This is a genomic window from Sphingomonas albertensis (assembly GCF_014358075.1).
GTDB lineage: Bacteria > Pseudomonadota > Alphaproteobacteria > Sphingomonadales > Sphingomonadaceae > Sphingomonas > Sphingomonas albertensis.
Genome location: NZ_JACONT010000002.1, coordinates 144,908 through 167,117 on the forward strand (window position 1 = coordinate 144,908; position 22,210 = coordinate 167,117).

26 protein-coding genes are annotated in these 22,210 nt (G+C 66.1%); 17 read left to right on the plus strand and 9 right to left on the minus strand.

Features of this window, described 5'->3' with window-relative positions:
• Positions 1–67: 67 nt before the first annotated feature.
• Positions 68–457 (minus strand): EF-hand domain-containing protein, encoded by a 390-nt coding sequence (locus H8S47_RS19085; RefSeq protein WP_214654883.1) that lies wholly within the window; start codon positions 455–457, stop codon positions 68–70.
• A 146-nt stretch (positions 458–603) separates the two neighbouring features.
• On the opposite strand from H8S47_RS19085, the gene H8S47_RS01760 reads away from it, so the two are divergent.
• Genes H8S47_RS01760 through H8S47_RS01775 form a run of 4 tightly spaced genes read left to right on the plus strand, consistent with a single transcriptional unit; the run spans position 604 to position 6,772 of the window.
• Positions 604–1,821 (plus strand): argininosuccinate synthase, encoded by a 1,218-nt coding sequence (locus H8S47_RS01760; protein WP_187502217.1) that lies wholly within the window; start codon positions 604–606, stop codon positions 1,819–1,821.
• Between the two features lie 38 nt (positions 1,822–1,859).
• The gene (locus H8S47_RS01765; protein ID WP_187502218.1) at positions 1,860–3,554 is read left to right on the plus strand and encodes a hypothetical protein; all 1,695 of its coding nucleotides are present in this window, start codon (positions 1,860–1,862) and stop codon (positions 3,552–3,554) included.
• Positions 3,551–5,158, plus strand: coding sequence for a hypothetical protein (locus H8S47_RS01770; RefSeq protein WP_187502219.1), 1,608 nt, complete (start codon positions 3,551–3,553; stop codon positions 5,156–5,158). The genes H8S47_RS01765 and H8S47_RS01770 overlap by 4 nt, the downstream gene beginning before the upstream one ends.
• Before the next feature lie 9 nt (positions 5,159–5,167).
• Positions 5,168–6,772, plus strand: a complete 1,605-nt coding sequence (locus H8S47_RS01775) for a hypothetical protein (RefSeq protein ID WP_235982543.1) — start codon at positions 5,168–5,170, stop codon at positions 6,770–6,772.
• On the opposite strand, the gene H8S47_RS01780 is transcribed toward H8S47_RS01775, so the two are convergent.
• The 4 genes from H8S47_RS01780 to H8S47_RS01795 all read right to left on the minus strand — a co-directional run bounded on the left by H8S47_RS01780 (position 6,720) and on the right by H8S47_RS01795 (position 9,518).
• Complete coding sequence (locus tag H8S47_RS01780; protein WP_187502220.1) at positions 6,720–7,880, minus strand: GNAT family N-acetyltransferase; 1,161 nt, start codon at positions 7,878–7,880, stop codon at positions 6,720–6,722. The two genes, H8S47_RS01775 and H8S47_RS01780, sit on opposite strands and share 53 nt — an antisense overlap.
• Positions 7,881–7,957: 77 nt before the next feature.
• Positions 7,958–8,422 (minus strand): RidA family protein, encoded by a 465-nt coding sequence (locus H8S47_RS01785; RefSeq protein ID WP_187502221.1) that lies wholly within the window; start codon positions 8,420–8,422, stop codon positions 7,958–7,960.
• A 203-nt stretch (positions 8,423–8,625) separates the two neighbouring features.
• Entirely contained in the window at positions 8,626–9,252 is a 627-nt protein-coding gene (locus tag H8S47_RS01790; RefSeq protein WP_187502222.1) for an HAD family hydrolase, read from the minus strand.
• Entirely contained in the window at positions 9,249–9,518 is a 270-nt protein-coding gene (locus H8S47_RS01795; protein ID WP_056490061.1) for a DUF3572 domain-containing protein, read from the minus strand. The genes H8S47_RS01790 and H8S47_RS01795 overlap by 4 nt, the downstream gene beginning before the upstream one ends.
• 36 nt (positions 9,519–9,554) lie before the next feature.
• Here H8S47_RS01795 and H8S47_RS01800 point away from each other — a divergent pair, with 36 nt between their 5' ends.
• Positions 9,555–9,917: a response regulator gene (locus tag H8S47_RS01800; RefSeq protein ID WP_187502223.1), complete on the plus strand. Its 363-nt coding sequence runs from the start codon at positions 9,555–9,557 to the stop codon at positions 9,915–9,917.
• A gap of 346 nt (positions 9,918–10,263) precedes the next feature.
• On the opposite strand, the gene rpmG is transcribed toward H8S47_RS01800, so the two are convergent.
• Positions 10,264–10,431, minus strand: coding sequence for a 50S ribosomal protein L33 (gene rpmG, locus H8S47_RS01805; protein ID WP_055881863.1), 168 nt, complete (start codon positions 10,429–10,431; stop codon positions 10,264–10,266).
• A gap of 190 nt (positions 10,432–10,621) precedes the next feature.
• Between rpmG and H8S47_RS01810 the strand changes: the two genes are divergently transcribed.
• The 5 genes from H8S47_RS01810 (at position 10,622) to H8S47_RS01830 (ending at position 12,930) form a co-directional block, all read left to right on the plus strand.
• On the plus strand, positions 10,622–10,969 hold the full coding sequence (locus H8S47_RS01810; RefSeq protein ID WP_187502224.1) for a hypothetical protein: 348 nt from the start codon (positions 10,622–10,624) through the stop codon (positions 10,967–10,969).
• A gap of 3 nt (positions 10,970–10,972) precedes the next feature.
• The gene (locus H8S47_RS01815) at positions 10,973–11,539 is read left to right on the plus strand and encodes a TMEM165/GDT1 family protein (protein ID WP_187502225.1); all 567 of its coding nucleotides are present in this window, start codon (positions 10,973–10,975) and stop codon (positions 11,537–11,539) included.
• Between the two features lie 61 nt (positions 11,540–11,600).
• Complete coding sequence (locus H8S47_RS01820) at positions 11,601–12,098, plus strand: Dps family protein (protein WP_187502226.1); 498 nt, start codon at positions 11,601–11,603, stop codon at positions 12,096–12,098.
• 69 nt (positions 12,099–12,167) lie between these two features.
• Positions 12,168–12,353, plus strand: a complete 186-nt coding sequence (locus H8S47_RS01825; protein WP_187502227.1) for a DUF1328 family protein — start codon at positions 12,168–12,170, stop codon at positions 12,351–12,353.
• Between the two features lie 70 nt (positions 12,354–12,423).
• Positions 12,424–12,930, plus strand: a complete 507-nt coding sequence (locus H8S47_RS01830; RefSeq protein WP_187502228.1) for a DUF6265 family protein — start codon at positions 12,424–12,426, stop codon at positions 12,928–12,930.
• Here H8S47_RS01830 and H8S47_RS19175 read toward each other — a convergent pair.
• Positions 12,912–13,085 carry a pentapeptide repeat-containing protein gene (locus H8S47_RS19175; protein ID WP_214654885.1) on the minus strand — a complete coding sequence of 58 codons (174 nt, stop codon included), beginning with the start codon at positions 13,083–13,085 and terminating at the stop codon, positions 12,912–12,914. The genes H8S47_RS01830 and H8S47_RS19175 overlap by 19 nt on opposite strands.
• Between H8S47_RS19175 and H8S47_RS01840 the strand changes: the two genes are divergently transcribed.
• Together H8S47_RS01840 and H8S47_RS01845 are read left to right on the plus strand one after the other, a co-directional pair.
• On the plus strand, positions 13,080–14,672 hold the full coding sequence (locus H8S47_RS01840; RefSeq protein WP_187502229.1) for a cisplatin damage response ATP-dependent DNA ligase: 1,593 nt from the start codon (positions 13,080–13,082) through the stop codon (positions 14,670–14,672). The genes H8S47_RS19175 and H8S47_RS01840 overlap by 6 nt on opposite strands.
• A 71-nt stretch (positions 14,673–14,743) precedes the next feature.
• Complete coding sequence (locus H8S47_RS01845; protein WP_187502230.1) at positions 14,744–15,517, plus strand: AcvB/VirJ family lysyl-phosphatidylglycerol hydrolase; 774 nt, start codon at positions 14,744–14,746, stop codon at positions 15,515–15,517.
• A 251-nt stretch (positions 15,518–15,768) separates the two neighbouring features.
• On the opposite strand, the gene H8S47_RS01850 is transcribed toward H8S47_RS01845, so the two are convergent.
• Together H8S47_RS01850 and H8S47_RS19090 are read right to left on the minus strand one after the other, a co-directional pair.
• Positions 15,769–16,584 (minus strand): glutaminyl-peptide cyclotransferase, encoded by an 816-nt coding sequence (locus H8S47_RS01850; RefSeq protein WP_187502231.1) that lies wholly within the window; start codon positions 16,582–16,584, stop codon positions 15,769–15,771.
• A 48-nt stretch (positions 16,585–16,632) separates the two neighbouring features.
• Positions 16,633–17,484, minus strand: coding sequence for a cold-shock protein (locus H8S47_RS19090; RefSeq protein ID WP_187502232.1), 852 nt, complete (start codon positions 17,482–17,484; stop codon positions 16,633–16,635).
• A gap of 304 nt (positions 17,485–17,788) precedes the next feature.
• On the opposite strand from H8S47_RS19090, the gene H8S47_RS01860 reads away from it, so the two are divergent.
• The 5 genes from H8S47_RS01860 (at position 17,789) to rpoN (ending at position 22,195) form a co-directional block, all read left to right on the plus strand.
• Positions 17,789–18,409, plus strand: a complete 621-nt coding sequence (locus H8S47_RS01860) for a ribonuclease D (protein WP_055881883.1) — start codon at positions 17,789–17,791, stop codon at positions 18,407–18,409.
• Positions 18,406–19,062: an LPS export ABC transporter periplasmic protein LptC gene (gene lptC, locus H8S47_RS01865; RefSeq protein ID WP_187502233.1), complete on the plus strand. Its 657-nt coding sequence runs from the start codon at positions 18,406–18,408 to the stop codon at positions 19,060–19,062. The genes H8S47_RS01860 and lptC overlap by 4 nt, the downstream gene beginning before the upstream one ends.
• Before the next feature lie 5 nt (positions 19,063–19,067).
• Positions 19,068–19,631, plus strand: coding sequence for an LptA/OstA family protein (locus H8S47_RS01870; protein ID WP_187502234.1), 564 nt, complete (start codon positions 19,068–19,070; stop codon positions 19,629–19,631).
• Positions 19,632–19,759: 128 nt separating this feature from the next.
• Positions 19,760–20,542: an LPS export ABC transporter ATP-binding protein gene (gene lptB / locus H8S47_RS01875; RefSeq protein ID WP_187502235.1), complete on the plus strand. Its 783-nt coding sequence runs from the start codon at positions 19,760–19,762 to the stop codon at positions 20,540–20,542.
• 153 nt (positions 20,543–20,695) lie between these two features.
• Positions 20,696–22,195, plus strand: coding sequence for an RNA polymerase factor sigma-54 (rpoN, locus tag H8S47_RS01880; protein ID WP_187502236.1), 1,500 nt, complete (start codon positions 20,696–20,698; stop codon positions 22,193–22,195).
• Positions 22,196–22,210 lie beyond the last annotated feature (15 nt).

The window sequence follows — 22,210 nt, forward strand, 5'->3', positions numbered from 1 at the left end:
GCCGCGCCGCAAAACGGGCCGACCCACCCCTAACCCCTCCCTTCCAGGGAGGGGAACCCGGTGTGGCTCAGCGCGGCCCCTGCACTTCAGCTTTGGCAGCGGCGCGCTCGTCGCCGCCGATCTTGCCGTCCTTGTTCGCGTCGTACTTTGCGAAGGTCGCTGCGAGCAGCGCCTGCGCTTCGGCCTGCGTGACCTTGCCGTCCTTGTTCTTGTCCGCGCTGGTGAACCAGAGGTCGGCGAGGCGCTTGGCATGCACCGGATCCGGACGGCCCGGCCCGACCTTCATGTTGCCGATCCGCGCCTGCACTTCCGCGCGGGTCAGGACACCGTCGTTGTTGGTGTCCGACGCGGCGAATTCGGTCTTGAACTTGGCCGAGGCGGACGCGCGGGTCTCCTGCGCGAGCGCCGGGGTCGCAAGACCGGCAATAGCGAGAACGGTAAGGCTTTGGCGTAGCACGGTGGGATAACTCCAGAGGATTTGCGGCGCGAATAGACCGGTTCGGTTGTACGCGCCATGAACGCCATAGTTGCAGGCCCCGGTTGCATGGACGCCCCCTAGCGCATAGGGGCGCGGGCATTGGATATTGCCCGAAGGATTCTGCCGTGACCGATCAGATCAACCGCGTCGTGCTCGCCTATTCCGGTGGCCTGGACACGAGCGTGATCCTGAAATGGCTCCAGCAGACGTATAACTGCGAGGTCGTGACCTTCACCGCCGATCTCGGCCAGGGCGAAGAGCTCGAACCGGCGCGCGCCAAGGCCGAGATGATGGGGGTCAAGCCCGAGCATATCTTCGTCGACGACCTGCGCGAGGAGTTCGTCCGCGATTACGTCTTCCCGATGATGCGCTCGAACGCGCTGTACGAGGGGCTGTACCTGCTCGGCACGTCGATCGCCCGGCCGCTGATTGCCAAGCGCCAGATCGAGATCGCCAAGCTGGTCGGTGCCGACGCGGTCAGCCACGGCGCGACCGGCAAGGGCAACGACCAGGTCCGCTTCGAGCTAGGCTATTACGCGCTGTCGCCCGACATCAAGGTCATCGCACCATGGCGCGAATGGGATTTGACCAGCCGCACCAAGCTGATCGAGTTCGCCGAGCAGCATCAGATCCCGGTCAGCAAGGACAAGCGCGGCGAGTCGCCGTTCTCGACCGACGCGAACATGCTCCACACCTCGTCCGAGGGTAAGGTGCTCGAGAACCCGTGGGACGAGGTCCCCGACTACGTCTATTCGCGCACGGTGAACCCCGAGGACGCGCCCGACGCGCCGGAATACATCACGATCGATTTCGAGCGTGGCGACGGCGTCGCGATCAACGGCGAGGGCATGTCGCCCGCCACGTTGCTGTCGACGCTCAACGACTATGGCCGCCGCCACGGCATCGGCCGGCTCGATCTCGTCGAGAATCGTTTCGTGGGCATGAAGAGCCGCGGCATGTACGAGACGCCGGGCGGCACGATCTATCAACTCGCACACCGCGGCATCGAGCAGCTGACGCTCGACCGCGGCGCCGCGCATCTGAAGGACGAGCTGGCGCCGCGCTATGCCGAGCTGCTGTACAACGGCTTCTGGTTCAGCCCCGAGCGCGAGATGCTGCAGGCGGCGATCAACCATAGCCAGGAGAAGGTATCGGGCACCGTCCGACTGAAGCTCTACAAGGGCGGCGTCTACGTGGTCGGCCGCAAATCGCCGAACTCGCTCTATTCGGAAAAGGTCGTGACGTTCGAGGATGACCAGGGTGCCTATGATCAGCGCGATGCCGAGGGTTTCATCAAGCTCAACGCACTGCGGTTGCGGTTGCTTGCCAAGCGCGACCGGTAACTACGATCGGTTAACCATGCGGCGCTACAGTCGCATGGGTGGACCGCGAACGCCTCGACCTGATCTCCGATCTCACGATCGCCGTCCTGTTGGCGTTTGTCCTGGGTATGGCGTGGAGCATCGGTGACTGGTCCTCGCTGTCGGCGCTACGGTTGCCCGATACCGACGACGTCATGCGTCTCCAGCAGGTACGCGACTGGCTCGGCGGGCAATCGTGGAGCGATCTGACGCAATATCGGCTAGGTGCTGGCGTGCAGATGCACTGGTCACGCATCGCCGATCTGGGCCCTGCCCTGCTGATCACCACCGCGACGCCGCTGCTTGGAACGCAGCGCGCCGAGGTTTTCGCCGTAACCCTCTGGCCGATCCTGCTGTTCGCCGCCGCATTGCTGTTGGTGGGTCGGATCACGCGCCGCCTCGATCCCGATGCGGCACACACGGCGATGGTCGTTGCGGCGATCGCATACCCGGCAACGACGATCTTCGTGCCCGGTCGCATCGACCATCACGGCCTGCAACTGGTCCTGCTGCTCGGCGCGACGCTGGTCGCGATCGGAAAGCCGACATTCCGCAACGGCGCGATCACCGGGGCACTTGCCGCGACCAGCTTCGTCATCGGCATGGAGACGATGCCGTTCTTCGCGGTGCTCGGTGCCGCGGCGCTGCTCGGCTGGGCATGTGAGGGACGCGGGGGCGGCGCGCGGATCCTTGGTCTGGGTGTCGGGACGCTGACCGGGCTCGGTATCGGCATTGCGGGATTGGCCAGTCGACAATGGCGCTATCCTGCCTGCGACGGATTCACCCAGCAGGCCGCGACCGGCCTGGCGATCATGGCAATCGTTCCGTTGGCGGTCGCGGTGCTGGGACGGCATATAATATCGGTCCGAGTTAGGCTGGCAATCGCCGCCACCCTGTCTCTCGGAGCGCTCGGCGTCGTCCGGCTGCAGTCTCCCGCGTGTGGATCGCCCTATGGGCAGGTTCCTATACTGTTGCGCCGATTGTGGCTCGATCACGTCGGAGAGGCGCAATCGATCGTTGCGGCTCCGTTCGGCGTGGCGTTCGGGTATCTCGGAGTCATGCTCGCGGGGGTCGCGGCCTCGGCATGGCTGCTGCGCCGGCGACCCGGTCGCCACGCGGCCCTGCTGCTCGCGCTTCAGTGTACCGCCGTCGCGATCGCCGCGGTGCAGCTTCGCGGTGCCTATACCGGTGCGATGCTCGGCGCGCCCGCGCTGGCCATCATGATCGGCGCGGCACGGCGGCGCGGTATTCTCACGCTGGTGCCGGCATGGGTTCTCTCGACCGGCATGCTCTACCCTATCGCGGCCGAGGCATTCGTGCCGTCGCCGCGAAAGCCCGCTCCAAGCGCGTCGAGCTGCACCTCGCCTCAAGCGATAGCTGCGCTCGACCATCTTTCGCCCGGCATGGTGATGGCACAGATCGACGTCGCCCCGTGGGGTATCGCCGCCACCCCGCATGCCTTCGTGGCCGGCCCCTATCACCGCAACACCGCAGGAAATGTCGCAATGTACCGGTTCTTTCTCGGCCGCAGCGGCCAGGCGCGAGCGATCGCAGATCGATGGAAGGTCCGTTACGTGGTCTATTGCGACGGTGATTTCGACAGCATCCGGCCCGCTCCTGACAGCATGGCGCAGGATCTGGCGTCGCGCAGGATTCCAGCATGGCTGAAGCCGCTGGACCCTACCGGCAACAGGATATTCGAGGTCGTCCCGTGACCGGCACGATCGCACGACCCGACGTGGGGCACGACATCCGTTCCACCACGTTCTCCGGCGCAGCACGGCAAGGCTGGTGGACGACGCGCGGGTTCGCGGTACTCGCGGTACTCGCCGCACTGATTCCCATGCTGTGGCCGGCGATCCCACCGCTGACCGACGTGCCCGGCCACATCGGTCGCTACCGGATCCTCGCGGACGCAGGCACCGGTCCGCTCGCACAGCATTACGACGTACGCTGGGCGCTGATCGGCAACCTCGGCGTCGACCTGCTCGTTATGGCCTTGCATCCTCTGCTCGATGTCGAGCCCGCGGCTCGGCTGGTGATTGGCTTGATCCCGGCGATGACCGTCGCAGCGATGCTGTGGGTCGCCTATGAAGCGCACGGCCGCATCCCGGCGATGGCGGGCTTCGCGCTGCCACTCGCCTATAGCTACCCGTTCCAACTTGGGTTCGTGAATTTCTGCCTCGGCGCGGCGATGGCGCTGGCAGGGCTTGCCCTGTGGATTCGGCTGGCGAGGACGCATCCGATCTGGGTGCGCATGGTAATGCTCACGCCGTATGCTGGGCTGACCTGGCTATGCCATAGCTTCGGTTGGGCAATGCTCGGGTTGTTCGTGATCGGCGCGGAATGGTCGCTGCGTATGCGGCGCGGCGAACCCTGGATCGAGGCGGCCTTCGCCGCCGGCCTGATGGCGTTGCCTATGGCGTGGCCACTCCTGATCATGATCGGCAGTGGCGGCGATCGGCTGGCGGGTGATACCGGCAAGTGGTTTCGCTGGAGTGCCAAAGCGCAATGGCTCGTGTCGATGCTGCGTGAACGGTGGAAAGCGTATGACATCGCCGGCGTCGTACTGATCGTCTGCGCAGTGTGGACCGCGATCCGCTCACCAAGCATGCGGTTCATAGGCGTGCTTGGCATTCCGGCGCTGTCCGGTCTGATAACTTTCGTGATGCTACCGCTGATGTTCCAGGGCGGGGCCGGAGTCGATATGCGGATGCTGCCCTACGCGGCGGCGCTTGCGGTGCTGGCAATACGCATCGAGCCGGATCACGATGCGCTTGCGCGGCGGGCCGCGGCGATCGGCGCCGCGTTTTTCGCTGTCAGGATAGCTACGACGACGATCGCGTTCATCCTATTCAGTCAAGGCCAGTCCCGCGCGCTGGAAGCGCTGAACGCCATCCCGCGCGCTGCTGCCGTCCTGGTATTGGTGAACGAGCCGAACATGACATCTTGGTTCAACCCCCGCCTCACGCACATAGCCGGTCTGGCGGTGGCGCGGCGTGAGGCTTTCGACAACGAACAATGGGCGCTCGCGGGTCAGCAACTGATCCACCCGCGCCATCCCGATGCCGCACCATTCGATCGCGATCCGTCGCAGATCGTCCACCCACCGGGAACCGAGGACCAGACCATCGACTTCGACAAAGCGATACGCGCCTTCGATCGCTGCACGTTCCAACGGGTTTGGACGATCGGCTTCCCGGTCGGACGGGCACAGTCGGCCGACCTCGTCCCGATCTGGTCCGATGGACGATCCGCGGTCTATTCCGTCGCATTCGATCATGCAGGGTGCTTGTCGAAGGGCCCCCTGCGGCGCTAGGCGTCGACGATGGCGCGGGGGCAGAACACGGAACTTCACTGGTGGCAGACGCGCGGCTTTGTCGTCGCGGTGGCGCTCGCGTCGATCATACCGTTGCTGTGGCCGGAGATCCCGCCGCTGGTCGACCTGCCTGGCCATATGGGCCGCTACCGCGTCCAGCTGGCGATCGGCGAGAATCCGTGGCTTTCTCAGTGGTATAACTTCCGCTGGCAGATGATCGGCAACCTCGGCATCGACCTGTTGATCGAGCCGCTCGCGCCGATCTTCGGGTTGCAGTTGGCGGTGAAGCTGATCGTCATGGCGATCCCCGCGTTGACCGTCACCGGGCTGTTGTGGATCGCGCGCGAGGTGCATGGGCGAATCCCGGCGACCGCGTTGTTCGCGCTCCCACTCGCCTACAGCTATCCGTTCCAGTTCGGTTTCGTGAATTTCGCGCTGGCGATGGCGCTCGCGCTCAACCTGTTCGCGCTGTGGCTGCGGATGGGGCGGCTCGGGCGGACCAAGCTGCGTACTGCGATCTTCATCCCCGTGTCGTGCCTGTTGTGGCTGTGCCATACGTTCGGCTGGGGCGTGCTGGGCGTGCTCGCCTTCTCTGCCGAGCTGATCCGCCAGCACGACATCCGCCGCGACAGCGATCCCAAGAGCTGGGCGCATGGCTGGTTCAGGGCCTGCATCCAGGCGGGACTCAACTGCCTGCCGCTCGCACTGCCGATGGTGATGATGGTGGTGTGGCGCTCGGGCGATCATGTCGGCGGCAAGACGCAGGACTGGTTCAACTGGCGCTGGAAGATGAACTGGATCACGATGGTCCTGCGCGATCGGTGGATGGCGTTCGACATCGCGTCGGTGACGGTCCTGTTTGTGATCCTGTTCCGCGGCGTGCGCGACCAGACGATCGAATATTCGCGCAACCTGGGGCTGTCGGCGCTGTTCCTCGCAGGCGTGTACGTGCTGTTGCCGCGGATCGTGTTCGGGTCCGCCTATGCGGACATGCGGCTCGCGCCGTTCGTGCTGGCGATCGCGGTGATCGCGCTGCGGCCGCAGCATGGGTTGTCGCTGCGGGGCGCCGCCGTGCTGGCGGTGCTGGGGTTCGCGTTCTTCAGCGTGCGGCTGGCGGGGACGACGGTCAGCTATCTGATGTACGACCGCAGCTACGACCAGGCGATCGCGGCGATCGATACGGTGCCAGAGCGGTCTCGCGTGGTGTCGTTCGTCGGGCGGCGGTGTCGCGACGACTGGGCGTATTCGCGGCTCGAGCATGTGCCGGCGCTGCTGCTGGAGCGGCGGCTGGCGTTTACCAACGATCAATGGTCGATGGCCGGCGCGCAGCTGCTGACGACGAACTACGCGGCGGCGCGCGGGTTCGCGCATGATCCGTCGGAGATCGTCAGCGACATCAAGTGCCGTGGCCAGTTCTGGCGGCCGATCTCGATGGCGCTGGAGAAATTCCCGCGCGATGCGTTCGATTACGTGTGGCTGATCCACCCGCCGAAGTTCGATTCCACGCTGGTTCGCGACCTGACGCTGATCCGCCGCGACGAAACGAGCTTGCTCTACCGCGTCAACCGGGGGCCTTTGGTCCAGCCGGCGGCTCGCCCCGCCGGAACGGAGTAAGCTCGCCGAGATACTCCTGCTGCTCCGCGACGGCTTCGCGTTCACGGACGAGATAGTCGGCGATCGCGCGACGGAAGCTCGGGTCGGGGATGTAATGCGCGGAATAGGTCGCGACGGGCGCATAGCCGCGCGCGAGCTTGTGTTCGCCTTGCGCACCCGCCTCGACGGTCTGCAGCCCGCGCGAGATGGCGGCGTCGATCGCCTGGTAATAGCAGAGTTCGAAATGGAGGAACGGCACCTCCTCGGTCGCGCCCCAATAGCGGCCGTAGAGCGTGTCCTCGCCGATCAGGTTGAGCGCGCCGGCGATGGGAATGCCGTCCCGCTCGGCGAGGATCAGCAGGATCTGGTCGCCCATTGTCTCGCCGATCTGGTCGAAGAACGGGCGCGTCAGATAGGGCTGACCCCATTTGCGGGCGCCGGTGTCCTGATAGAACACCCAGAACGCATCCCAGTGCGCGGGCGTGATCTCGGCGCCGGTGAGGTGGCGGATCGTCAGCCCTTCGACCGCGGCGGCGCGCTCCTTGCGGATCGCCTTGCGCTTGCGGCTGGCCAGCACAGCGAGGAAGTCGTCGAAGCTGGCGTACCCGTCGTTCTTCCAGTGGAACTGCGTGCCCTGGCGGATCAGCCAGCCGGCGGACTCGAACAGCGCCACTTCGTCGGGATCGATGAAGGTCGCGTGCGCGGAGGATAGCCCGCTCTGGTCGGTCACCGCCTCCAGCGCGGCGATCAGCGCGGGGGCGTGGTCGCGGTCCTTCAGCAGCAGACGCGGGCCCGGCACCGGGCTGAACGGCGCGGCGATCTGGAGCTTGGGGTAATATTGCCCCCCTGCCCGCTCCCACGCGTCGGCCCAGCCCTGGTCGAAGACGTATTCACCCTGGCTGTGGCTCTTGGCATAGGCGGGGGCGATCGCAGCGGGCTTGCCGTCGGGGCCGTCGACCACCACCGGCAACGCCTGCCAGCCCGAGCGGCCACCGACGCTTTTCGACGCTTCGAGCGCGGAGAGGAAGGCGTGGCAGACGAACGGGTTGGCAGTGCCAGAGCACGCGTCCCAATCCTCGGCCGCTATCGAGGTGACGCCTTGGGCGATGCGAGCGGTGACGGCGTTCATTGCCGCCTAGGTAGAGACGCGAGGGTGCGCCTCCAAGGGCCACAATTGGGAGACGCGCTGGCGCGCCCCCAAGAAGCTCAGGCGGAAACCTGCACGATCGCGTCGATCTCGACCGCGGCACCGAGCGGGAGGACCGCCACGCCGACCGCCGAACGCGCATGCTTGCCGATGTCGCCGAACAGCGCGACCATCAGTTCGGACGCGCCGTTGGCGACCTTCGCCTGGTCGGTGAAGTCGCCGGTCGAGTTGACGAACACACCGAGCTTTACGATCCGCTCGACGCGACCGAGGGTGCCGAGCGCGGCCTTCATCTGCGCGACGAGCATAAGCCCGCACAGCTTGGCGGCTTCCTGCGCGGATTCGAGCGAGACGTCGTCTCCCACGCGGCCCTTGACGAGCTGACCGTCCTTGAACGGCAACTGGCCCGATATGTGGAGCATGCCGTTCGCCAGCACGGTCGGGACATAGGCGGCGACGGGCGCGGCAGCCTGCGGGAGGGTGAGGCCCAGCTCTTCGAGCTTGCGGTCGATACGATCGGTCATGGGAGAGGTATCACCACAGCGGTGGGGGATGGGTCAAGTGGCGGGCGCGCCCTTCCCTCCTTCCCCCCTCCCTGGAAGGGGGGGGGGCGGGGGTGGGTAGGCTTCCGCATTACGAGGACCGTTGCGGCCAAAGCCAGCCTACCTCCCCCAACCCCTCCCTTTCAGGGATGGGGGACCGGTGTGTTCGTGGTGAACCGAGCGGCTCACCCCTCCGCCGGCAATCCAGCCTCAAACCGCGCGGAAATCCAATCCGCGGCCTCGCGCCAGTCGTCGATCCGCGCGTGCGCCTCAGGCGCCTTTGGCACACTCACCGCCAGCGTCGGCTCGGAGACCATGTGCAACCGGTGCACCCCCGGCGCGTGCTTGGCGACCGACTCGTGGTGCACCGCAAGGTCATCGACGAACACCGTCACCGGCGAACCATATTCCTCGACCAGCCGCGACACCGGCGTGCCCTTGCCACCCTGGTTGCACTCGACCCGGTGCTCGATCCCGAACTTCGCCAGCTGCTCGATCCGCGGCTGACGGCATTCGTCCTGGAGGTTGGTGAGGATGACGATGTCCGCCACCCGCGCCAACCGCTCCAGCGCCTCGAGCGCATGCGGCACCAGCGTCTGGCGGTGCATTTCGCCGGGGAAGAACTCGCCGAGCATCGCCCACATGTCCTCGCGCGACGGTGGCGGGCCACCGTCACGCCGCGTCATCGCAGTCGAGAAATCGCCGTGCTGGATCTGGAAGTCGATGTCGTGGCGCTCGTCGAGCCAGACGCCGAAATGCTTGACCATGTGCAGCAGCACTTCGTCGCAATCGCTGATCAGCAACGGCCTCATGCTTCCAGCTCCATACGGGCGCGGACCAGCGCCTCGGGCTTCACACCGAGCGATTCGGCGCAGGCGATCAGGTCCGGCTCGTGGTTTTCGAGGAACCCCAGCGCCGCGGACAACACCGTAGGATCGCTTGCCCTTGCGCGGAGATCGTGCGGCTCGAGGCCGGTCACCGACAGCAGCCGCATCGCGCGGTCGGGCTCGACCAGAGTCCATACCAGCGCGCGCAGTGCGAGCGCTTCGGCGTCTTCGTTTGAATCGCGGTCGCGCATTGCCTATCGTGTCCTCTTTCCGGATAAGGTGCGGCGGTGACAAAGAAGGTGCTCGTTGTCGAGGACAACGAACTGAACCTCAAACTATTCTGCGATCTGCTGCGCGCGCACCAGTTCGCCGTCGAACCCGTGCGCGATGGACGCGAAGCCGTTGCTAGAGCACGCGATTTCGTACCCGACCTGATCATCATGGACATCCAGATGCCGCATGTCACCGGCTATGAGATCATCCTCGAACTGAAGGCGGACGAGGAGTTGAAGGCGATCCCGGTGATGGCGGTGACCGCGTACGCCGGGCGCGAGGACGAGGAGCGGATCCGGGCTGCGGGCGCGGACTCGTATGTGTCCAAGCCGATCAGTCTGGCGCGGTTCATGGACGCGGTCGGGGCGCTGATCTGAGACGGGGGGGGCGCGCCTCTCGCCACGGCCCGGCATGCCACATCGACCCATAATCCGGGGCCTTCCCTACTCCCGTTCGTGCTGAGTAGAGACCGGTAGCTCCGCAAGGAGCGTATCGAGGGCTCGTATCGAAGCATGGGTTCCACCCGCCAACCTGTCCTTCGATACGCCCTCTCGATACGCCGCCTACGGCGACTACTCGACGGCTACTCAGGACGAACGGGAGAGGGGGCAAGCGAAGGTGGAGGACGAACGGAAGGGAATCAAACGCCAAAAGCCGCGGATATCGCTATCCGCGGCTTTTCGGATCGTCGCAATCAGACGGCGGTTCGCACCGCCTGCCGGATTACTTGATCTTGGCTTCCTTGAACTCGACATGCTTGCGCACGACGGGATCGTACTTCGAGAAGGAGAGCTTCTCCGTCTTGGTACGGGGATTCTTCTTGGTGACGTAGAAGAAGCCGGTGTCAGCGGTGCTGAGCAGCTTGATCTTTACGGTGGTCGGCTTGGCCATGAGCCCAATTCCTATGGCTTGAAAATGCGAAAGCGGCGAACTGACGCCGCCGCTCCATCAAGGGCGGCGCATGGCGGACGCGTGCGACGAAGTCAAGCTTTACGCCCTTCGAGGAGGCCAACATCCCGCATTTAACCCGCTATTCACTACCCAAGGCGCTATATATCCGCAGAGAACAGGAGCGGGGATCATGGGGCAGGCGCTGAGACTCACCGAGATCGATCGAATCGACGCCATGATCGCGGTGAAGGCCGATCTCGCCGCGCGAATCGCCGCGATCGACGTCCGGGCGCCCTATTCCCGCCCCTGCGACATCGCCACGGAGATCGATGCGATCCGCGTGATCGCGCACAGCAACGGGCTCAATCCCGCGGTCACCGTCGCGCATTTTGTCGATTCGGCGCTGTCCCGCGGCGAACACGGCGCGCTGGTGCATGGCTGGCTGGCGATCCTGCGCGATGCGGTCGGGTGCGAGCGGCAGGACGTCCAGGCGTGCCACGTGTTCGCCGCCGCCTGTTCGGTGCGTCTTGCGGGATAATCCATGGACGCCTTGATGGCGGCACTCGTCGCGGCCGCGCTGGCGCAGGTCGGCGATCGAACGGCGTGGCTCGCGGCGATCCTGTCGGACCGGTACGCCAAGCCGGGAATGGTGATCGCGATGGCGGCGCTGGCGTTGCTCGCGGCGAGTGGCTTGGCGGCGGCGCTCGGCGCGGTGATCGGGCCGAAGCTCGCCCCCAATGCCCAACAGCTGATGCTGGCACTCGCGCTGCTGTTGCAGGCCGGCGGATCCTTCTTCCCGGCAAAAGTACCCGAGCGGCTCGATCGCTGGAAGATCGGCGCGATCGCCACCACCGCTCTAGGCCTGTTCATTCTGGCCTTCGGCGACGGTGTGCAGTTCATCGTCCTGACGCTCGCCTCACGGACGCCCGTCCCCGCGCTCGCCGCGATCGGCGCGACGATCGGCTCGCTGGTCGTGATCGTCCCAGCTGCGCTGATGGGCGAGGCCGCGTGGCTGAAACTGCCGCTCAAGCCGCTGCGCATCGCGATCGGGATCGTATTCCTGATCTTCGGTATCGTTCTCGCGCTCGGCGCCTTGCGATTGGTCTAGCCGCCGGGAGCAATTCGGCGTTCGGATCGTTTACGCAACGACTTTCCAACCGGAGTTAGACATGGCCGACATCAACCCCGCCCTCGACACGCCCACCGAACTGCCGAGCAACAGCACCAAGTCGGTCGCCGACGCGCTGAACGCCGCGCTCGCCGATTGCTACGCGCTGTATCTCAAGACCAAGAACTTCCACTGGCACATGTCGGGGCCGCATTTCCGCGATTACCACCTGCTGCTCGACGACCAGTCCGCGCAGATCATCGGCGTGACCGACGCGATCGCCGAGCGCGTCCGCAAGACCGGCAACACCACACTGCGCTCGATCGGCGATATCTCGCGCCGCCAGACGATCGCCGACAACGACATGGCGTTCGTCGGCCCGACCGAGATGCTCGCCGAACTGCGCGAGGACAATCTAAAGCTCGTCGAGCAGTTCCGCATCGTCAAGGACGCCGCCGACGCCGCCAAGGACAACGCGACAAGCGGGATCGTCGACGAATGGACCGACCATGCCGAAGAGCGCGCATGGTTCCTGTTCGAGGCCAGTCGCAAGGCCTGATCGTTACAGCCGAGGAACAATCCGGTCGCCGGGCCGGTTGAGAGACCTTACCGAAAACTGGAGGCCGCCATGCTGAAGCTCGCAATCACCTTTCTCGTCATCGGCGCCGTTCTTGCGTTGCTCGGCTTCGGTGGCATCGGCGGCGCGTTCATCGGGATCGCCAAGATCCTGTTCTTCATCGCGATCGCGCTGTTCGTGATCTTCCTCGTGCTCGGCCTGCTCACGGGCAAGGGGATAAAGAACGCGATCGACTGACGCGCTTACCGCTCGCGACTCGCCAAGCGGCGCCAATCATGTAGCCTCTGCCGGAAACGGTGGAGGCTATATGCATTTCTGGATCCCGATCCTCGCGCTCGCCGCCTTGCCGGCCTCGTCCCTCGGCGGCGTTCCGGACGAGACGCGGTCCGCCGCCCCCGGAGTCGCACCGCCGGCCGCGAGCATCGAATCGCTCGCATGGCTGGAGGGAAGCTGGCACGGGCCCGGTCTCGGCGGTGATGCCACAGAGGTTTATGCAGCGCCCGAAGCCGGTCAGATCACAGGACATTTTACACAGACGCAGAAGGGTAAGGTCGCCTTTTACGAACTGATCCAGATCGTCCCCGTCGGCAGATCGCTGGCCTATCGCCTGCGTCATTTCAACGCCGACCTGACCGGTTGGGAAGATAGGACGGGTAAACCGGAGAGCTTCCCGCTCGTCGCGATGGAGAAGGATGCGGTCCATTTCGATGGGCTGACGATGCGCCGACTCGGGCCCAACCGCATCGACGTCTGGGTACGGATCGACGGCAAGGCGCCGCGCGAGGTTCTTTTCAGCTACACGCGCACCCGGTGAAGATGGGCCCGGTGAAGATCGGCGCGGTGAAGATCGGCGCGGCGAAGATCGGCGCGGCGAAGATCGGCGCGGCGAAGATCGGCGCGGTGAAGATCGGCGCGGTGAAGGGGTGCGGGGAGCGGCGGCGGCTTCCCGTGCGTTGAACGACGATGCACGCTTTCGCCGCCCTGCTCGACTCGCTCACCTACACCCGGTCGCGCAACGCGAAGCTGAAGCTGATCGCGGATTATTTGCGCGCGACGCCTGACCCGGACCGCGGCTGGGCGATGGCGGCACTGACCGGCGATCTCGATCTCAAGGGCGTGAAGTCGGCGGTGATCCGCGGCTTGATCGAGGAACGCGTCGATCCGGTGCTGTTCCGGATGAGCCGCGATTATGTCGGCGATACCGCGGAGACGGTGGCGCTGCTCTGGCCAGAGCCGACGATTCCGGTCGATCCGACGCCGCTGTCGATCACCGACGTCGTCGAGCGGCTCGCAGTGTTGTCGCGTGCCGATGCCCCCGGTGCACTCGCCGATATGCTCGATCGGTCGGACGCCGAGGAGCGGTTCGCGCTACTCAAGATGGCGACGGGCGCACTCAGGATCGGCGTGTCTGCGCGGCTGGCGAAGACCGCGCTGGCCGACGCGTTTGGGCTCGACGTCGATGCGGTGGAGGAGGTCTGGCACGGGCTCGACGCGCCCTATCCAAGCCTGTTCGCGTGGGCGGAGGGCACGGGCGCGCAGCCGACCCCCGCCGATGTCCCCGTGTTCCGGCCGTTCATGCTCGCCCACGGGTTGGAAGACCTGCGCGTCGATCTCACCGACTATGCCGCCGAGTGGAAATGGGACGGGATCCGCGTCCAGATCGTCCATGTCGCAGGCGAAACGCGCCTCTACAGTCGCACCGGCGACGACGTGACGGGCAGCTTTCCGGAGATCGCCGCAGCGTTCCGGACGCCGGGCACGGTCGACGGCGAGTTGCTGGTGAAGGGCGAGCATCAGGGCGGCACGTTGGAAGACGGCGGCGGTGCGGCCAGCTTCAACGCACTCCAGCAGAGGCTCGGGCGCAAGACCGTGTCGGCGAAGATGCTGGCCGAGTATCCCGCGTTCGTCCGGCTCTACGACCTTCTGCTCGATGGTCAGGAAGATCTGCGGACGCTGCCCTGGACCGAGCGGCGCAAGCGGCTCGAGGCATTCGTGCCGCAACTCGATCCCGAGCGCTTCGATTTGAGCGCGGTGATCGAGGCGGAGGACTTCACCGCGCTGGAAGCGATCCGCGCCACCTCGCGCGATGCCGCCATCGAAGGCGTGATGCTCAAGCGCCGCGACTCGCCCTATATCGGCGGACGACGCGCGGGGCTCTGGTACAAATGGAAGCGCGATCCGCTGACCGCCGATTGCGTGATGATGTACGCGCAACGCGGCTCCGGCCGGCGCTCGTCCTATTATTCGGACTATACCTTCGGCTGCTGGACCGAGGACGGCGAACTGCTGCCGGTCGGCAAGGCCTATTCCGGGATCACCGACGAAGAGCTGAAAATGCTCGACAGCTTCGTGCGCAACCATACGCAGAACCGTTTCGGCCCGGTGCGCGAGGTGGAGAAGACGCTGGTGCTCGAGATCGCGTTCGATTCGCTGCATGATTCGAAGCGGCACAAATCGGGCGTGGCGATGCGCTTTCCGCGGATCGCGCGGATCCGGACGGACAAGCCCGCGGCGGAAGCGGACCGGATCGAGACGCTCAAGCGGATGATTACGTAATCCGCGCGTCATCGGAGCGGGCGGCATAGCAGGGTATCGCCGCCGATCTTGGCGAGCGTGAGGATGGTGCGGTGAACAGAACGAAACATCCCCGCACAGCGGCGGCACGGCGGTGGCGGCGTGGCGCGTGGGTGAGCGGCATCCTGTCCGCGATCGTCGTGCTGTTCGTTTATCTTGCGGGCTATTTCGACCGCGATCCGATGCATGTGTATCCCGCCATCGGCGTCCACGCGTCGGGCGCGCCGCCGATCGCCGTGGTCAATTTCTCGGGCGACATGGGGCTGCGGTTCCTGCTCGGCGCGTCGACCTCGCGTGGGTTGACCGAGCATGGGATTCCGGTCGTCGGGATCACCACGCCGGCCCTGTTCGCGCGACATCGGACGCGGGGTGAGCTCGATGCGATCGTCGCGGACGGGGTTCGCGCGGCGCTGGCGCGGACCGGGGCGAAGCGGGTCGTGGTGATGGGCCAGTCCTACGGCGCGGACATCGTCCAGACCGGGCTGGCGGACCTGCCGGCGTCGCTACGGCTGCGTGTCGCGGGGATCGTGTTGATCCTGCCGGGGGACACGGTGTTCTACCGCGCGGATCCGTCGGGGCTGCTCTACGATCACGGGACGCCCGACAGCATGGGGGTGACGACGGGCAACCGGCTCGATTGGGCGCCGCTAACGTGCATTTATGGGGTCGAGGAAACCGACAGCCTGTGCCCGTTGCTGAGCGTGGCCGGCGTGCGGAAGGTCGGGATGCCTGGGGGGCATAACATCCGTCATGATCCGGATGGGCTGCTGGGGCATGTGCTGGCGGCGATCGAGGCGGTGGCGCCGGGTGCGGGGCGCGGGTCCTGAGGGAGCGTTAGCTTGTGCCTCAGTACCCGGAGACTGACCGCGGAAGCGCCCCTCACGGGAATCCCCCAGCTTTCGTTGGGGTGACGGGACAGGCGGGGTGAAGGAAGAGGTGCGGGGACGGGATTAGGATGTGGCAGGTTGGCACGTCCCGGATCCCCTCCTTGTTCTCCCGCGAAGGCGGGAGTCCAGTCTGGGCCCCCGCCTTCGCGGGAGAACAAGGACGTGGGTTGTGCGGAGCGCTAGGCAGCGGTTTAGCGCGGCGTGTTGATCTTTATCTCGAACAGCGTGGGCCAGTATTTGCCCGTCACGAAGAGCCGGTCGGCCTTGGCGTCCCAGGCGATGCCGTTGAGGACAGCCTCGGGGTCGGTCGCGGCGATTTCGGCGACCAGCAGGCGTAGGTCGATGATCGCGGTCACCTTGCCCGTGGCGGGATCGATGCGGACCAGGAAGCCGGTGTGCCAGACATTGGCGAGCACCGCGCCGTGGACATATTCGAGCTCGTTGATGTCGCGCAAGGGCCGGCCGTCGATCGTCACCGCGACCCGGCTGCGTTCCGCGAGCGTCAGCGGGTCGCGCAGGATCAGGCTGTCGCTGCCGTCGGACTGGATGAAGCCGCGGGAGTCACTGGTCAGCCCCCAGCCCTCGCCGGTGTAGCGGTTCTGCCCCTTGGCCTTGAGCGTGCGGACGTCCCAGCGGTGCGCGATGCCGTCGTGCCAGGTGAGGCTGACGAGCTGGTCCTTCCACAGCGCGAGGCCCTCGCCGAACTGCGCGGGATCGATTCGCGCCCTGGCGAGGATCTTGCCGTCCTTGAGCGACACGCGGCGCACGTCGGATTGCCGCTCCTGCCCGGTGCTCTCGTATAGCGCGCCGTCGTGCCAGAGGAGGCCTTCGGTGAACGCAGTGCGGTCGTGCGGATAACGCGCGACGATCGTTGCCGAGAACACCGGCACGCGGGTCGGCTCGCGCGGAGCTGCAACAGCACCCTGCCCAGCCTGCGCCACCGACGACAGCGAAGACGATGAAACGAGAACGGCCGGTCCCGCCAAAGCGAAACCGGCCGCAATCATTATCCTACCGAACACGGTACGATCAGCGTTCTGAGTCAGTCAGCTGGATCAGCCGCCTGCGCTCAGGTTCACCGCTGCGTACTTGCCGCGACGATCGACTTCAAGCTCGAACTCGAGCTTGTCGCCCTCGTTCAGCGTCGCCATGCCGGCGCGTTCCACGGCCGAGATGTGGACGAATGCGTCAGGCTGTCCGTCGTCGCGCTGGATGAAGCCGAAGCCCTTCATCGCGTTGAAGAACTTGACCGTACCGGTCGCCTTCTCGCCGGTAAGCTGACGCTGTGCGCCACCTGCACCACCGTCACGGTCGCCACCACGGGGCGCGCCCGGGCCGGCGTCACGGTCACGCGGCGGGCCGCGATCGGTGACGGCCATCGGCTCGCCGTCGATCTTCAGGTCAGTCGCCGAGATACGACCACCGCGGTCGACGAGCGTGAAGCCGAGCGGCTGACCCTCGGCGAGCGCGACCATGCCGGCCTGCTCGACTGCGCTGATGTGGACGAACACGTCCTCGCCGCCGTCATCGCGAACGACGAAGCCGAAGCCCTTCTGTGCGTTGAAGAACTTTACGACGCCGGTGCCTTCGCCGACGACCTGGGGAGGCATGCCGCGACCACCGCCGCCGCCGCCACCGCCCGAGAAGCCGCCGCCACCGCCGCCGCCGCGGTAACCACCGCCGCCGCCGCCGCCACCGAAGCTGCTGCCGCCGCCGTAGCTGCTGCCACCGCCGCCACCGTAGCTCGAGCCACCGCCGCCGCCGTAGCTGCTGCCGCCGCCGAACCGGTCGCCGCCGCCACCAAAGCTGCTGCCGCCGCCGAACTCGTTGTCGCCGCCGCCGAAGCTGTCGCGCTTATCGCGGCCACGCCCGCCACGGTTCCCGCGGCCACCTTTATCGAAACCCATAAGCTCTGTTCGTCTTCCCGGTTCGCCCGCAAATTTCTCAAAACCCTTGTGCCGGACGACGAACGCAGGTTTTCCAGCGCGAAACCTTTTGCGCCTTGAGGGGACCCTTAGCGCAAAATACAAGCCGTCGCGAATAGATTCTGATCCGAGGACGCCTGATTTGGATCGATACTGACACAGGTGTCGCTCGCGAGCCACGACTCGTCGCAACGGCGTCACGCAAGCCATCTTATCGCCCGATTCGACGCCGCAGCCCAATATAGGGCCATTGAGCGTTGCGCCGCGGACCGCTACGGCCACCGTCATGACAGTTTATCTTCACGAAGGCGACATCCCCGCCGATCTGTTCGCGGCCGGCGCCGCGATCGCCGTCGATACCGAGACGATGGGGCTCATCACCCCGCGCGACCGGCTGTGCCTGGTCCAGTTGTCCGATGGCGGCCCGGACGAGCATCTCGTCCGCTTCGCCGCGGGTGCGGGCTATGATGCGCCCAATTTGAAGGCGCTGCTGGCCGACCCGGCACGCGTGAAACTCTATCATTTCGGCCGATTCGATATCGCCGCGGTCCAGCATTACCTCGGCGTCGTCGCGGCGCCGGTCTATTGCACCAAGATCGCGTCGCGGCTGGTGCGGACCTACACCGATCGCCACGGCCTGAAGGAGCTGGTCCGCGAACTGCTCGGCCAGGATATCTCGAAGCAGCAGCAATCGTCAGACTGGGGCAGCCCCGAACTGTCCGACGCGCAGAAGGATTACGCGGCGTCCGACGTGCGCTTTCTCCACCGACTGCGCACCGAACTCGACAAGCGCCTGATTCGCGAGGGCCGGATGGAACTCGCGCAGGCCTGCTTCGACTTCCTGCCGACTCGCGCCGCACTCGATCTTGCCGGCTGGCCCGAGATCGATATCTTCGCCCACGCATGACCCAGATACCGGCGCCCTCCCCGACTGCTCGCCGTGCGCGCACCGCACGGCAGGATTGGGCCGCGCCCGGTGGCAGTCACGATCGCTTCGTGGCGATCGCCCGCGTCGCGCTGCCGACCGCGATCGGCGTGCTGGCGGCGTTCCTGGTGATGGCGCCGCTGACCGCGGGCGGCGACGTGTCGTTCCTGCTCGACAAGAACAAGGTCGACGTCGCGCAGGAGCGGATGAAGATCCAGGCGGCACGCTATCGCGGTGAGGACAGCAAGGGCCATTCCTTCACGCTCGACGCGAAGTCTGCGATCCAGAAGAGCTCGGCCGAGCCGATCGTCCAGCTCAACCAGCTCGCGGCACAAATCCAGCTCACCGACGGCCCCGCCAACATCAAGGCGAACACCGGCCGCTACGACATGGACACCGAGAAGGTGCAGCTGTTCGGTCCGCTCAACGCCACCGCGGCGGGCGGCTACGACCTGAAGACCACCAACGCGACGATCGACATGAAGGCACGCACGCTCGAAAGCGGTGGTGCTGCGACGGGCACCGTCCAGCAGGGGACCTTCAGCGCCAACAAGCTGCGCGCCAACCTTGAGGAGCGCACTGTTACGCTTGACGGCAATGCCCGCTTGCGGATCATCCCCAGAGGGCCGAAATAGCCGCCATGCGCGCTTCCCCTATCTTCGCCGGCCGGATCCTCATCGGGATAACCGCCGTCCTGCTATCCACGACCGCGGTCGCGCAGCAGTCGCACAATTCCAACGCCCCGATCGATTTCGGCGCGGATCACATCGAGCTTCAGGACAAGGCGAACCGCGCCATCCTGTCGGGCAACGTCGCGGTCAAGCAGGCCGAGATGACGCTCAATTCGGCGCGAATGACGGTCGCCTATACCGGCCAGGTGATCGGCGGAAACCCGCAGGTCTCGCGGCTCGACGCGTCGGGCGGCGTGATCGTCAAGCGCCCCGACCAGACGGCGCGCAGCCAGTATGCGATCTACGATCTCAACCGCCGCGTCATCACGATGCTCGGCGCGGTCACGCTGACGCAGGCGGGCAACACCGTAAACGGCGGGCGCCTGACGATGAACCTCGACACCGGACGTTCGGTGATCGACGGATCGTCGGTCGCCGGGGGCAGCGCCGCGGGATCGGCCGCGAGCGGTGGCACCGTAACGCAGACCGGCGGCCGCGTGACCGGCACCTTCTCGGTCCCCAAGCGCAACTGACGCGCGAGCTTACCGCAGGGGCTTCCCTCCGGCGGCGCGCTCATGCATGTTTCCTGCCAAACCCCCGAGGTTCGGCGACACCTTCAACGCCGAGGTTCGGCGACTGACTTTTGCGAGGGCCTGATCCCATGGACGCCACCACGCTGCCCCCGATCGAGGACGTAGAGCCGATTTCCGAGCCGCCGGTGAGCAACGGGCTGCAGGTCGTCTCGATCGCGAAGTCTTACGACAAGCGCGTCGTGCTGACCGACGTGTCGGTGTCGGTCGGACGCGGCGAAGTGGTCGGGCTGCTCGGCCCGAACGGCGCGGGCAAGACGACCTGCTTCTATTCGGTGATGGGCTTGGTGAAGCCTGATTCGGGCCGCATCATGCTCGACGGCGAGGACATCACGAAGCTGCCGATGTACCGGCGCGCGATCCTCGGCCTCGGCTACCTGCCGCAGGAAACGTCGATCTTCCGCGGGCTGACGATCGAAAAGAACATCCTGACCGTGCTCGAACTGTCCGAGCCGGACAAGGCGGCGCGCCAGCGGAAGCTCGACACGCTGCTCGAGGAATTCGGGCTGACCCGGCTCCGTGCGGCCCCGGCGATGGCGCTGTCGGGCGGCGAGCGGCGGCGTGCGGAAATCGCTCGCGCGCTCGCGGCGGATCCGTCGATCATGCTGCTCGACGAGCCGTTCGCGGGCATCGATCCGATCTCGATCGCCGACATCCGCGATCTGGTGAAGGACCTCAAGCGCCGCGACATCGGCGTGCTGATCACCGACCACAACGTCCGCGAGACGCTGGAAATCGTCGACCGCGCCTACATCATCTACGACGGCCGGGTGCTGTTCTCCGGCTCGCCCGCGGAACTGGTTGCGGATGCCAACGTCCGGCGGCTGTACCTCGGCGAAGGCTTCTCGCTTTAAGCCTATGGACAGGCTGGCGCATCCATTCCTCCCCGGCACGGGGAGGGGGACCAGCGGAGCTGGTGGAGGGGGCGCCCCGCAAACGCAGCGTCTGACGCGAGCCCCCTCCGTCGACGCTTCGCGCCGCCACCTCCCCTTGCAGGGGAGGATCTAGTGAGCCTCGCCCCTCGCCTGGACATCCGCCAGTCGCAGTCGCTGGTGATGACCCCGCAGCTCCAGCAAGCGATCAAGCTGCTGGCGCTGTCGAACCTCGAGATCGAGGGGTTCATCGCCGAGGAAGTCGAACGCAATCCTCTCCTCGAAGCCAGCGCCGCCGAGGACAGTGACGCCCCCGACCGCGAGCCCGCCCCCGAAGTCCGCGACGAACGCGTCGCCGCCGACGAACTCGTCGCGGGCACGGGTAGCGGCGACGAACCGACGCTCGACGTCGACTACGCCACCGAAAGCCATCAGCAGGACAGCGTCGCCGACGGCGGCAGCGGGATGGACGGCGCGCTCTCGATGACCGGCGCGAGCGCGGGCGGTGTGGGCGGCGAGGACGGCCCCGATCTCGACGCGTTCGCGGATACCAGCCTCAGCCTCGCGGATCATCTGCTCGCGCAGGCGGGGCCAGCGATCCCCCGCGAGGACGCGTTCATCGCCGCGCACCTGATCGATCAGATCGACGAGGCGGGCTATCTCACCGTGTCGCTGCTCGACATCGCCAACCGGCTCGGCGTGCCGCTGGTCCGCGTCGAGGCCGTGCTGGCAACGATCCAGACCTTCGACCCGACCGGCATCGGCGCGCGCGATCTTGCCGAATGCCTGACGCTGCAGGCGAAGGAAGCGGACCGCTACGATCCGTGCATGGCGCGGTTGATCGACAATCTCGACCTGCTCGCGCGCGGCGAACTGACCCGGTTGAAGCGGATTTGCGACGTCGACGACGAGGACATGGCCGACATGATCCGCGAACTGCGCGGCTATGATCCGAAGCCCGGCTGTCGCTATGGCGGCGAGCCCGCGCAGTCGGTGACGCCGGACCTGTTCGTGGCGCGTACGAAGGCAGGCTGGGCGATCGAGATCAACGCATCGACGTTGCCACGCGTTCTGGTCAATCGCAGCTATTACACCGAGCTGTCGGGCGGGCAGCAGGACAAGGCGTCGAAGGCGTGGCTGTCGGACTGCCTCGCCAGCGCGAACTGGCTGGTCAAGGCACTCGACCAGCGCCAGCGGACGATCATCAAGGTCGCGACCGAGATCGTGAAGCAGCAGGAGGCGTTCTTCCTGAAGGGCGTCGCGCACTTGCGGCCGCTGACGCTGCGCCAGGTGGCGGACGCGATCGAGATGCACGAATCGACCGTCAGCCGCGTGACGAGCAACAAATACGTGTCCTGCGCGCGCGGGCTGTACGAGCTGAAATACTTCTTCACGAGCGCGATCCAGTCGGCGGACGGCGGCGAGGCGGTGTCGGCGCAGGCAGTGAAGTCGGCGATCCGCGCGCTGATCGATACGGAAGGCGCGAAGATCCTGTCCGATGACACGCTGGTCGAGTTGCTGAACGCGAAGGGCTTCGACATCGCGCGCCGGACCGTCGCCAAGTACCGCGAAGCACTGGGGATCGGGAGCTCGGTGCAGCGGCGGCGTGCAAAAGCGCTGGAGGGCGTTCGGTAATTGCTTGCCCTTCCC